The sequence below is a fragment of the Gracilibacillus lacisalsi DSM 19029 genome (genome assembly GCF_000377765.1).
Classification (GTDB): Bacteria; Bacillota; Bacilli; order Bacillales; family Amphibacillaceae; genus Gracilibacillus; species Gracilibacillus lacisalsi.
This window is the reverse complement of the sequence record NZ_KB898667.1, coordinates 181,540-194,902: the sequence shown is the minus strand read 5'-3', so window position 1 is coordinate 194,902 and position 13,363 is coordinate 181,540. Positions and strand designations below refer to the sequence as shown.

At 38.0% G+C, this 13,363-nt stretch carries 7 protein-coding genes; 4 read left to right on the top strand and 3 right to left on the bottom strand.

The genetic code is table 11. The annotated features are described in order from the left end of the window. Positions 1 to 459: 459 nt before the first annotated feature. Both D569_RS0111115 and D569_RS0111110 read right to left on the bottom strand, forming a co-directional pair. Entirely contained in the window at positions 460 to 2,706 is a 2,247-nt protein-coding gene (locus D569_RS0111115) for a YhgE/Pip domain-containing protein (protein WP_018932494.1), read from the bottom strand. Positions 2,707 to 2,831: 125 nt separating this feature from the next. Further along, positions 2,832 to 3,791: a D-alanyl-D-alanine carboxypeptidase family protein gene (locus tag D569_RS0111110; RefSeq protein ID WP_018932493.1), complete on the bottom strand. Its 960-nt coding sequence runs from the start codon at positions 3,789 to 3,791 to the stop codon at positions 2,832 to 2,834. Positions 3,792 to 4,013: 222 nt separating this feature from the next. Here D569_RS0111110 and D569_RS0111105 point away from each other — a divergent pair, with 222 nt between their 5' ends. Further along, the gene (locus tag D569_RS0111105; protein WP_018932492.1) at positions 4,014 to 7,040 is read left to right on the top strand and encodes an efflux RND transporter permease subunit; all 3,027 of its coding nucleotides are present in this window, start codon (positions 4,014 to 4,016) and stop codon (positions 7,038 to 7,040) included. A 260-nt stretch (positions 7,041 to 7,300) separates the two neighbouring features. Here D569_RS0111105 and fabI read toward each other — a convergent pair whose 3' ends face one another. Continuing rightward, positions 7,301 to 8,080 (bottom strand): enoyl-ACP reductase FabI, encoded by a 780-nt coding sequence (gene fabI / locus D569_RS0111100; protein WP_018932491.1) that lies wholly within the window; start codon positions 8,078 to 8,080, stop codon positions 7,301 to 7,303. A gap of 167 nt (positions 8,081 to 8,247) precedes the next feature. Here fabI and D569_RS0111095 point away from each other — a divergent pair, with 167 nt between their 5' ends. From D569_RS0111095 to D569_RS0111085, 3 genes are all read left to right on the top strand, one after another. Continuing rightward, positions 8,248 to 8,481, top strand: coding sequence for a hypothetical protein (locus D569_RS0111095; protein WP_156822932.1), 234 nt, complete (start codon positions 8,248 to 8,250; stop codon positions 8,479 to 8,481). A 101-nt stretch (positions 8,482 to 8,582) separates the two neighbouring features. Then, on the top strand, positions 8,583 to 9,962 hold the full coding sequence (locus D569_RS0111090) for an alanine/glycine:cation symporter family protein (protein WP_018932489.1): 1,380 nt from the start codon (positions 8,583 to 8,585) through the stop codon (positions 9,960 to 9,962). A gap of 400 nt (positions 9,963 to 10,362) precedes the next feature. Further along, positions 10,363 to 13,308, top strand: coding sequence for a glycosyl hydrolase (locus D569_RS0111085; RefSeq protein ID WP_033404882.1), 2,946 nt, complete (start codon positions 10,363 to 10,365; stop codon positions 13,306 to 13,308). Positions 13,309 to 13,363 lie beyond the last annotated feature (55 nt).

The window sequence follows — 13,363 nt, the reverse complement described above, 5'->3', positions numbered from 1 at the left end:
TAAAGGAATCACGGTGAGTTTACGAACCGATGATGACTTATCGTAGGGCGATTCGTGAAGTCGCCTAGTTTCTGGGCGTTCGGAGCTAGACATCTGCGCAAATTTTATACTTTCTTGTCTCACTAGGAAAAACCGGCAAACCCCGCCGGTCCTTTATTACTTTAGTAGTAATGATGACATATTTGAACAGCTTGACCACCGCTCCGGCTGCCCACTTCCATTTCCGTGGGGTTTGTCCTTCAGCTAACTTTTTCGAGCCAAAACCGCTCGAAAAAGTTAGCTGAAGGACAAACGATTCCCACAGGAGTGAAAGTGGGCGGCCTTCGCTTTATGCATGCGCTACAATCTTTGTCAGATCTGGCAACTTGGCTTATTACCCTAGTGAAGCGCAACAGATTTAGCATGGGGATATGCTAATAACGCGAGACTCCCTCAGCGCGCCCAGTGAGATTTACATGATTAATGGAACAAGCCGGTTTCTCTCGATTTCTTCATTAATTGATGTGTATACTTATTCAAGCGTGCTTTGAACAGAGCTCCAACGATCAATGCTACAAGTCCGAATGCCGATAGAACGATAACATCATGCTGGACTTTACTCCATACAATTCCTCCTACTGCCTCTCGCATCAAATTAATCGCATAGGTGAAAGGAAGATAAGGATTAATCGATTGGAAAAATCCTGGTAATAAGTCGACTGGGTAGGTTCCACCAGCACCAGCAATTTGTAAAACAAGAAATACGATAGCCAATGCTTTGCCAATGTCACCCAAAACCGATACTAAGGTATATACAATCAAAATAAATACAATGCTTGATAACAAGCCAAATAATATAAACCAAATTGGTTCCCTTATTTCTACACCAAGAAGATACATGTCACCTAATGTCACGATAATGGTTTGAAAGAACCCAATTGTGATAAAGGTGAATAATCTGCCAAAATAAATCTGTCTTCCTGTATAGGACTCTACATGATGAGGATCTGTTGCCAATAGTGAAATTAACAGCAACCCACCGACCCATATCGCTAAAACCGTGTAGAACGGCGTCATTCCCGTTCCATAATTATCAATGGGGAATAACTTATTTTGATTTAACATGACTGGTTCCTCAAAAAAGCTTCGTTCCGCGTCAGGATCATTTTGCAATAAATCAATAATTTCTTCTAAATCCGTATCCCCTTCGACACTTCGGATTTTATCTGCGAGTTCATTAATTTTGCTATGAATGTAAGGATATTCTGCTAACACACTTTCTAGCATCTCTTCTCCATCTGTTAAATTGGCTGCTGTTCTATTTAATATTTCTTGCGCTTCTGGTATTGTATCTTGAACTTCTGTTAAGATATTTCTCGCTGACTCTAACGTACTCTTAGCATGCTGAATTTCTTCTTTGATTCTTGGCTCAATTGTTTCTTGATACTCTGTAATAAAGGCATCCAATCGCTCATTTGTAAATTGTGCCGTTTCTTTTAAGTTCACCATCATTTCTGTTAGTGCTTCATTATGTTCTGCAATCATCTCATCAGCTTGGTTCAATTGCTCTTGTAGTTCTTGTAATGTTGCTTTCATCGCTGTCAGTTGATTTAGTGCCTCTTCTATCTGCTCTTGATTATTTTGCTGATTGTCTTCTTCATTTGTATCTCCTTCAGCTCCCTGATCGTCTTCTCCATTCTGATCTGGATTATCCGTTGTTTCTTGATCCTGATTTTGCTCTTGATCTTGCACTTGACGTAAAACTTCCTGGATAGATTCAATCGAAGTAATGGTACTATCTATTTGATCATTCCAACTGTTTATTTGTTGATTGATATCTGGCAACTCCTGTGAAGAGAGATCGACAGATTCTAAAAATTCATTAGTATCCTGCACTGCTTGCTGAATCGTTTCTAAGTCTTCGTTTACACGTGGAGCTATTTCATCTAAGCGCCCTTCTGCTTCATCTATAAATGCTAACGTCTCATTTACGGTTGAAAGTCCTTGATCGGTCGCCTCTTTCACTCTAGGAATAAGACTATTAGCATCATCGATCATACCCTCTGCATTTTCTGCATCTGCCAACGTTTCATCTAAGGTATTTTTAATTTCCGGCAGCTTTTCTTCGATTGTAAAAATATAGTCTTCAAATTTGATAATGTCTGGCAGTGAATTTTCCAATTCAATACCGATCTGGTTAAACATATCAAAGATAACGCCATTAACCGTTGAAATAAAGCTTGAGCTTATCTCTTCAACAATGACGGTAGCTCCTTTATCGGTTATTTTAGGAGCAATTGCGTTTATTTTTTCATTAACGAAATACTCTACCTCTGCTTTTTCTGGCTGGTCACTGATCACTGTAGCCAACTTCTCCGAAAAGTCTTCTGGAACCACAATGACAGCAAAGTAGTCTCCATATTCTAATTTGTCCATGGCCTCTTCTTCATCGACGAACTGCCAATCCATAGAGTCATTACTTTTTAGTGTTTCTACTAATTCTTTGCCGACATCGATGTCCTCCTCACGAACGGAGGCACCGGTATCGTTATTCACTACCCCGACTTTAATTTGATCAGTTTGACCATATGGATCCCATGATGCTTCAATATTCATCCAAGCATATAACGAGGGAAGGATCATCAGGCCGCCTATTAAAATTGCAGCAACCCAATTCGTGATCATATTCTTCATATCGGTTTTGTATAGATGTAAACTATTTTTCATATTTTCGCCTTCTTCTACTTAAAATCAACAAAACCAATTATACCCAACTAGATCTTCTGGAACAAATGTTAATTATTTTTTATAGTTTAGAGATATTTTACACTAATTCTGTAATGGGCTGGACATTATTCTATTTGTTCAAAGGCTTTTTCGTATAATCTTCCTGTTTCGATAAACCGTTCGATTTCTGAGGATGTTCCCATCACAACTGAGATAAGTCTTACACCGTTTCTCTCAACAGTTCCGGTAAAACAATAGCCAGCAAGATCGGTATATCCAGTCTTCAAGCCGTCTACCCCATCAAAAGCTATGTCTCCTTCCAGCATCCAATTCGTATTTTCATATTCCCGGTTATTTAAAAGATATGTAGGCTGATTACTAATCTCCAACAATTCCGGATATGTCGTAATCAAATGCTCCGCAAGTTTCGCTAAATCTTGTGCAGACATCATATTTGTATCATCTACACTCCCGACAGAATAATAATCGCCCAAATGCAAATTATCTAATCCAGTACTGTTTACAAACTGCGTTTCCTCCAGCTGTAATTCTTTGGCTCGCTGATTCATTTGCTGTACAAAAACTTCTTCACTTCCTGCTAGTTCTTCCGCTAATGCGATGGTTGCACCATTTGCAGAGTGAATTGCCATCGCCTGAAACAATTCTTCCACCGTATAATCACGTTCTTTCGATAAATCGACAGAAGCATAGCCTGGTTGGTGGGAGATAGTGTATGCATAATCACTTATTTCTACATCACGCCCCCATTTCAGTTCCCCACTCTCAATTGATTCTAAAACAAGTAATTCCGTCATCATCTTTGACATGCTTGCTGTAGGTAATGGTATATCACTATTTTTTTCATAAATAACATGTCCTGTATCGGCATTGATTAAAAGAACAGAACTTGCCTCTAAATCAATCTCGGCAATATTCCAAAATCTGTCTAATGGTCGATCAGGATATAGCAATTCTTTTTTTGCTTTTTCTGTCTGAGGAGCCTTGTTAAATGGTAATGTTGCTTGGTCTCCCGCTTGATAACAGCCACTTAACAACAATAACACCACGAGTAATAATCGTTTCATTGTTCATACCACCAAAACTTTTTCTTTCAGTATAGCATAAATCATATAAGCCTCTAGACTTAGAAAAGTTACGTCTCAAGAGCAATACCTAATTGGATAATTAAGGTATAAAATGAAATCGCTAGGTAGATATAGTTTGTCCACAACTTAGATAGTCAATTCAATGAAACTTTTATCAGGGGACTTAGCACTGTAAATAATATGCTCTAGGAGGAGATACCATTGAAGTGGTTAAGGTTTATTATCGAAAGGAAAATTCTTGTCAGTTTGCTTGTTGTGCTTATTTTAGTCTTAGGAATTCAATCAATTTTAAAGTTAGACAGGGAACTGCTGCCATCAGTCAATATGGATGGGGCATTTGTGGATATCATGGCAGGAGATATGTCTGCGCTTGATGTTGAGCAAACCATTACCAACCCCTTAGAGAATGAGATCAAAGGAATTGATGGAGTAGAAAATGTTGCTTCTACCTCTTATATAGGTAGAACTAATGTCAGTATTATGATTGAAACAGACCGAGGGGATGAGGTTTTTCAAGAGATAGAAAATACCATCCACACTGTAGCTTCTAGCAATGATAATATTCAAGATTATCAAGCAGGTCAATTTAGTACAGAGGGAGATTATGAATTTTACCTAGATTTATCTGGCGAAGATATGGTGGAGATGACAGATTTTGCTGAGAATACGTTGAAACCTCGATTAGAAAACCTTCGGGAAGTTAGAGATGTTGCATTAGAAGGAGGCTACAAGCAGGAAATCATTGTATCATTCGATCGAGATGAAATAATCGAGCAAGGACTTGACCTTCAGCAAATTATTACTACTATCCAAGAGGTAAACCGAGAAGCGGCTATTGGGCAATTTGAAGGAGAAGAGGATACTCCGTCCTTAAGATGGCACTCCGCATTAGATTCCACTTCCAGCATTGAGGATATACCCATTCAAGGCCAAAATGAAACGATTGTATTGAAAGATATCGCAGAGGTTTCCCTTCAACCGCAAGAAAGTAATTCTATCGTTTGGAAGAATGGTTCCAAGGATTTCATCATGATACAAATTGGTCGAGTTGCAGACGTAACTCAAATTGAAATGGCTCACGCTGTCCGTGATGAAATAAAAGAGATAAGAGAGGAAGGACTTATAAATGGATTTGAACTACATGAGGTTGTAGCTCAAGCTGATTATGTAGAAGATTCGCTTAACGGCGTAACGGCAAACATTCTTATTGGCGGGATTTTATCAATATTTATCCTATTTCTCTTCCTGCGTAATATCAGAGCTACTTTTATTATCGGCTTTGCAATTCCAACTTCTATTTTCCTTACCTTTGTTGCTATGTGGCTTTTTGATTATAGTTTTAACATGTTAACGTTAATTGGCTTAGGCTTAGGGATTGGGATGATGGTTGACTCCTCCATCGTTATTCTCGAATCGATCTATCGTAAGAAGGAACAGGGCTTGGAGAAATTGGAAGCAATATTAGAAGGAACAAAAGAAGTAGCAACTGCAGTCATCGCCTCGATGCTAACAACGATCGTTGTATTTGTACCAATTGGATTAATTAGTGGAGATATTGGAAGGTTTATGATCGTTTTATCTATGATAGTAGCCATCACCTTAGTGAGCTCTGCCCTTATCTCCTTTACCGTTATTCCAACTTTTGCTCATCGCTTTTTAAAAATCCGTAAAAGCCATGCGAAAACAAAGGATGGTTGGATTATCAATAGCTACACTAGATTCGCTCAATGGATTGTCAAGAAAAAACGTAATAGCTTCGCCATCATTAGCTTGTTTATCTTTATGTTGGCTGGTTCACTCTTTTTAGTCTCGAAAATACCAATGACAATTATGCCAGATGTGTATAACCGTTATGCTGAAATGATGATTGAATTAGAACCAGGTGTATCCATCTCTGAAAAGAATGAGGTTGTCCAAGAAATTAATCGAGAACTAGAAGCGATACAAGATGTAGAAGCGAACTATGCGATGGATGATGGCGGCTTACTGTTTAGTATTATTAATTTGACCAAAGGAGATGCCATTACTAAAGAGCAAAGCGAAGTTAACGAAGAAATCCTGAAATCGTTACGAGAATTGCAAGACACACAGCCGATTAAAAGTGTGCAAAGCGCATTCTCGGAAGGTGGTGGGCAACCAATCCAAGTGATGATAAAAGGAGATAAATTGGAAGAACTTGAATCCATTGCAACGGACTTCTCCAGTGAATTAGAAGAAATACCAGGGGTTGTCGGTGTTAGTCACTCTGGCGAACGTGGTTCCCTTGACGAAGTAATTGAATTGAAAGACGATGCTATCAGTGATAGTGGTCTTAGTTCCCTCTATGTTAAAAATTATATAGAGCAAGCATTTTTAGGTATGCCGATTGACGAAATCGTTGTGGAAGATAAAGAGATACCTGTTCAAGTAGAATGGGACGATGAAATAGATAAGAAAGATGCCTTATTGGCTATGGAAATACCAACTATCGAAGGCGATAAAGCATTATCTGAATTTATTCGTTTGAATACAACAGAAATTCCAAATCAGATCACACACGATGATGGAACACGGTATGTATCGGTATCTGCTGAATTAGAAGGAAGGGATTTAGGTTCTGTTAATCGCGACATCCAACAGTTAATTGCTGATTTTGAAACACCGGACAGCTATCAAATCGAAACTGCAGGTGACTTGGAACAACAGCAAGAATTAATGATGGAGATTCTCACCATTATCGGGATTGCCATTTTCCTTGTTTATCTCGTGATGGCTGTGCAATTTGATCATCTATTCCATCCAATTATTGTGATGTCCATTATTCCGATGACAATTGTTGGTGTGATTTTAGGTTTATTCTTCACTCAACGGGAATTAAGTGCATTATCAGCTATGGGGATCATCATGCTCATTGGTATTGTTCTCAATAATGCGATCCTGTTTATTGATCGAACAAAACAACTAAGAAAAGAAGGATATATCGTTACAGATGCACTTGTGGAAGCAGGAAGAAATCGAATCCGACCTATTTTTATGACTAGCTTTACAACCGCTGCCGGCATGCTACCATTAGCAATTACAACTGGAACGTCAAGTAACTATCAAGCACCAATGGCGACGGTTATCATTTCGGGATTACTGTTCGCAACGTTTATTACACTATTATTGATTCCTGCGATTTATCGATTGTTTAGCTCTAATAAGAAATTAAATAAAGAAGCTAAAAAAGAATCTTCTATCTCTGCTTAGGTTAATGTAAAAAGGGACATAGATCTTCTTGCTAGTGCTGCTCCCCCTAGAATTCGCATTTTGTTGTAGCTTCTGTTTTTTGGCAAGTGAGGTGAAAATTATGCAGATTCCAAGGGGAACTGCCACGCGTTCGAATATCTAGTAGTTAAAGTTTTCTTGTGTATTCGAGAGCTCTTCTCGAAGACACTTTCTACAATTAATAGCTTCTTTCCACATTTAAAAAGACAAACAAACCTTGAATGGTCTGTTTGTCTTTTAGATTAGCCTAAAATATTATAACCAGAGTCTACATAAACGATTTCTCCGGTAACACCTCTGGATAGGTGGCTCAGCATTGCTACTGACATGTCTCCCACTTCTTTTTGTGTCACATTTCGTTTTAAAGGCGATTCTGCTTCAATTTTGTGTAAAATCTCATTGAATGATGGAACACCTTTGGCAGCTAACGTTTTGATTGCACCAGCAGAGATAGCATTTACACGAATATTATGTTCTCCTAAGTCCATCGCTAAGTATTTAACAGTAGACTCCAATGCTGCTTTGGCAACACCCATCACATTATATCCTGGCACTACACGTTCTGCACCTAAGTAACTCATTGCCATAATCGATCCGCCTTCAGCCATTAAAGGCTGTGCTTCACGAGCTACTGCAATTAATGAATATGCACTAGTATCTTGTGCAAATGCATAGCCGTCACGAGATGTTTCAACAAAACGGTTTTTCAAATCTTCTCCATGTGCAAAAGCGATTGAGTGCACGACACCATGAATGGTACCGACTTGATCAGCAATTTTACTGAATGCTTCTTTGATACTATCATCATTGTTGACATCACAAGGTAGTACCAGCTTTGCATCTAGGTCTGACTTTTCCAGCAATTTTGTTAGTTTTGCTAAAGAACGCTCCTTACGATACGTGAAAATTAGGTTGGCACCTGCTTGATGCAAGGATTGCGCAACGCCCCATGCCAGACTTCTCTGATTTGCTACACCCATCACTACGACATTTTTTCCTTTTAATTTTAATAAATCTTCCATAACGTCCTCCTAATGATACTTGATTATGCGTTAACTGAGTTTCACTTAATATTTGGTGTTAGTACCTACTGCTAATTATCTTTACTATAACATATTTTTCCCGAAATAAAAATGATTCATATGTGTATAATACCGTTTAAAATAGATAAAGTTAAGGAAAAAGATAGGTGATGGATATGATTATAGGATTAGCGATTATCAGTATTATCATTGCGCTCATTTCGCTACTTTACACATTAAAGGTCGGTAAAACTGTAAATCAACAAAAAGGTGAACATGATACAGATACAAAAGCAACAGCGAAACACCCGATACTGTTCAATCCGATTTTCTTAACATATATTTTCGGTTTTGGAGGTTTAATTCTATTTATTTTTTATCTCACGTCTAAATATTATTAACGTTTTATGTTAAAAACTTTCCCTATACTATTGCATTCTCTCACTATTATTGGAATAATTTTAATAATAAGCTTTTCTTAAAATAATAGGAGGGATGTGTAATGGATTTTTTGTTGGATTGGTTAAGCACAATTAACGAAGAAGGTGCAGCGATACTTGGTGAGATTGGCGGATGGGTATGGGGACCTCCCCTACTTATTTTATTAGTCGGGACAGGTTTATATCTAACATTCCGACTGGTCTTTTTGCAGTTTAAGTTGTTACCTTATGCATTAAAACTAGCCTTCAGCAAAAAACAGGATAAATCATCCAAAGGGGATATTAGTCATTATCAGGCATTAACGACAGCGATGGCAGCAACCATCGGTACTGGTAATATCGCCGGTGTCGCTACAGCAGTTGTTGCAGGGGGACCTGGTGCTGTCTTTTGGATGTGGATTACTGCATTAGTCGGCATGGCTACCAAATATGCGGAGGCATTGTTAGCGGTGAGATTCCGTGTTGAAAACGAAAATGGCGAAATGTCCGGCGGTCCGATGTACTATTTGGAACGAGGACTAAAAAACAAACCAATTGGTAAATTTTTAGGTGTATTATTTGCGATTTTCGCTTCAATTGCGGCGTTCGGTATTGGGAACATGGTGCAGTCTAATACGGCAGCTTCATCATTAGAGGAATCTTTTTCTATTAGTCCATTTATTACTGGTATTGTCTTTACCGTTTTAGCTGCTTTAGTAATCATTGGCGGGATTAAAAGTATTGGTAAGGTGACTGCTTTCTTTGTTCCAGTGATGGGTGCATTTTATATTTTGGGTGGACTTATTCTTATTGTTTTGAACTTTGATTTAGTGCCTGGAGCGATCTCTTTTATTTTTGAAGATGCGTTTACTGGTAGTGCTGTTGGTGGTGGTATCCTTGGTACCGTCATCCGCTATGGAGTGGCACGTGGTGTATTCTCCAACGAAGCTGGTTTAGGTTCTGCACCAATTGCGGCAGCGGCAGCCCGAACTGATTACCCAGCAAGACAAGCGTTGGTTTCGATGACACAAGTTTTCTTTGATACGATCATTGTTTGTTCGATTACAGGTATTACCATTGTTATGGCAGGTCAATGGGACGCTGGGTTAGATGGATCAGCATTAACTAGTGCTTCCTTTGCTCAATTCCTAGGGACATCAGGGTCTTATATTGTAACATTTGGTATTTTATTCTTTACCTTCTCTACGATTCTTGGATGGTCTTATTACGGTGAAAAATCTATCCATTACTTGATGGGTGCTAAAGGTGTCAGAGTTTATCGTTATATTTTCATCGCCTTCGTCTTTATCGGCGCAGTTGTATCACTAGATGTAGTATTCAACTTCTCTGACGTAATGAACGGTTTAATGGCCTTTCCAAACTTGATTGGTCTACTTGCCTTATCTGGAATTGTCGTGGCAGAAACGAATAAGTTTTTGAAGGTTAAAAAAGAAGAAAAGTAATGCTATTTTCGGTGGACGGTTAGCCACATACCAGTATTATGATATGCATCAAGTTATAGGAGTTACTTTAGCTGCCGTAAAAAAGAATGGGAAGGTTCCGCCATCGTAATCTGAGATGGCCGGGACCTTTTTGGTTCCCTCATCAAAAATATCTTTTGGACTAGTTTTCCTTCTAAACTCCCTAACAACCGAAAGCGCTTTATTTAAATATATTTACCTATTTATTATATTTTTTTCATAAAAACCATTGACATAACGCATAATTTATTAAAAAATTACAATTAGAAAGCGATTACATTTATCTTTTCAGAAAGGAGGTTTTTCGGTTTTTATCGAAATCGCTTTCGTAAACAATCAGAGGAGGGGTTCTGTGAAATATATATTAAAAATTTGTTTTCTAATGGTCATAATAGTGCTTACTTTCCCTGTTGCCACGCTAGGATTTGAAGGTGAAGAGAAATTGGGATTAGGGTCTTATTCTAATCAATTACCTCCAGGAGCTACAGATGTACAGGAAACGATTTACCAAACTCCACAGGTAGACGAAAAGATGCCTACCAATGATTGGTGGAGTAATGTTGCTTGGGATCAATACTCTACCGCTCAGTATCCACATCCGTTAGCTGTTAAAAATCAAGAGGATGGTTTTAGAATTTATAACCCGAGTCACAGAATAACAGGTAATGATGCATGTGTTTGCGGATGGATTAATGACATCCATGACTTTACCGTTGGTCATTCTAATGTTAATACCTTCCCAGATACAAAAGTGGACAATTTTAATGACTGGTTTGTTTCTACACAATTTCAAGAAGGTAATAATACCATGGATGTAACTTACGGTCATGGTTCTCCATTTGTATTCTTTACTTTTACAGGAGGTAATCCGGAAATAGATTTTTATACCTCTCCTACCATTTGGTCCGGTGATGCAAACAGCCCCGTCCTTGGAATTACAATTGAAGGAAGTCATTATGGATTATTTGGCCCAAGTGGTAGTACATGGGATGGCATTGGTACTTCCACATTAACTAATCATTTAAATGATAAAGATTACTTCTCGATTGTTGCATTGCCAGATCAATCAGAAGCGACACTAGCTAAATTTCAAGAATATGCTTATTCTCATGTTACCGACACAAAAGTGGATTGGCATTACGATGAAACAACAAGCGAAGTAATTACGACTTATCAATACACAACCACCGCAAAAGAAGGTTCAAATAATAGTACCATCTTTGCGCTCTACCCACATCAATGGAAAAACACTTCACAAGAATTACTAGACTATACCTATAATTCTGTAAGAGGCCTCATGAAAACAGCAGAAGGTTCTCAATTTGAAACCAAAATGAAATTTACTGGGGTACTTCCATCATTACCTAATGAAGGGTCGTATGATTTAGAACAACTCTCCCAATTTATAGACGAAGCAGAAGAGGAAGACTATACAGATACTCCAGATACGTACTGGATAGGTAAACGATTAGGAAAACTAGCTACATTAGCTCCAATCGCTGAACAGGCTGGAGATTCTACTGCTGCAGATAATTTCCGAACTGAAATAAAAAGTCGGTTAGAGGATTGGTTTACAGCTAGTGATTCACAAGGGAATTTAAATACTTCCGAGCTATTTTACTATAATGATAATTGGGGAACTTTAATTGGTTATCCTGATAGCTTTGGAAGTGCTGAGGAATTAAATGATCACCATTTTCATTATGGATATTTCATTAAAGCTGCTGCAGAAATCGCCCGGGTTGATCGAAATTGGGCCGAAGATGATCAATGGGGACAAATGGTTAAATTATTAATTCGTGATATTGCAAATTGGGATAGAAATGATAATCAATTCCCTTTCCTGCGAAACTTTGATCCTTATGCTGGACACTCTTGGGCATCCGGTCATGCTAGATTTGATGACGGAAATAATAATGAATCCTCTTCCGAAGCGATGAATGCATGGGCAGGTTTAATTTTATGGGGAGAAGCTACTAATGATCAAACCATTAGAGATCTGGGTATTTATTTATATACAACTGAAATGAATGCCATTAATGAATATTGGTTTGATGTAGATGAAACTAATCACCATGAAGATTTCACTCGTTCTACAGCTAGTATGATATGGGGTGGAAAAACGGTTGGAGATGCTGTTTGGTGGACAGCTAACCCTGAAGAAGTCCATGGCATAAATTGGTTGCCCATTACAGGTGCTTCTCTTTATTTAACACACCATCCTGCTTATACAGAAAAAAATTACCAAGCTTTAATTAACGAGAATAATGGAACCGATTTTGATGTATGGGAAGATTTGATCTATATGTATAGAGCCATTTCTAATATTGAAGATGCCAAATCACTTTATGAATCGAATATCGACAATTTAACTCCTGAGGCCGGGAACTCGAAAGCCCATTTATATCATTGGATTTATAATCTTGATGTTTTAGGCAATGCCGATCCTTCTGTAACAGCTGATTATCCAATAAATGCGGTATTCAATAAGGATGGAAACAAAACCTACGTTGTCTATAACTTGACGAATGAACAAAAAACGGTTCATTTTTCAGATGGTTATACGTTAACAGCAGAACCTAATAGTTTTACAACCAGTACTAATGATGATGGGAACGAAGATGACGATAATGGAAGTGAAGATCCAAATCAAGTAATCCTTCCAGCCAAGATTGAAGCTGAAGATTATCAAGATATGTATGGTATCCAACATGAAACAACAACAGACATAGGTGGGGGAGAAAATATTGGTTATTTTGATGTTGGAGATTGGTTGGACTATACAATTGAAGTACCAGCCGAGGGCGATTACTATATCGATTATCGTGTTGCAAGTAATACATCCAATGGACAGTTCCAGCTCCTATTAAATGATGACACTATAGATACAATCGATGTTCCAAATACTGGCGGATGGCAATCTTGGACAACATTATCTTCGACTATACATTTACCAGAAGGTGTCCATCAATTAAGGTTATATGCAACAGGATTTGAGTTTAACATAAACTGGTTTGAAATATCTACCCTGCCTGCTGATGATGAAGAGGATGAAAACCACTCAACCGATGATTACACTGTCAACGTTCAACAAGATGATACCAATAATCAGCTATTTATTGCATTTACGCCAACTACAGAGGCAGAATATGTAGACATTCATTATGTAGTGAATGATTCTACTCAACAAAATTTCCGCATGACTAATAATGGTGGTAACTGGCAACAAACGATTAACAACTTTTCACAGGAAGACCATTTAGAATATTGGTTCACTTATGAAAAAGAAGGATTACAATATGATTCTCCTCATTATTTTATAGAATAACTATTATACATTTAAATAAACATCCCTGTATAGATCATACTATACAGGGATGTTT

Bases quoted from the DNA above. Each gene is read 5' to 3' on its own strand.
- D569_RS0111115 (WP_018932494.1), bottom strand. From the start codon at position 2,706: ATGAAAAATAGTTTACATCTATACAAAACCGATATGAAGAATATGATC.
- D569_RS0111110 (WP_018932493.1), bottom strand. From the start codon at position 3,791: ATGAAACGATTATTACTCGTGGTGTTATTGTTGTTAAGTGGCTGTTAT.
- fabI (WP_018932491.1), bottom strand. From the start codon at position 8,080: ATGGAAGATTTATTAAAATTAAAAGGAAAAAATGTCGTAGTGATGGGT.
- D569_RS0111090 (WP_018932489.1), top strand. From the start codon at position 8,583: ATGGATTTTTTGTTGGATTGGTTAAGCACAATTAACGAAGAAGGTGCA.
- D569_RS0111085 (WP_033404882.1), top strand. From the start codon at position 10,363: ATGGTCATAATAGTGCTTACTTTCCCTGTTGCCACGCTAGGATTTGAA.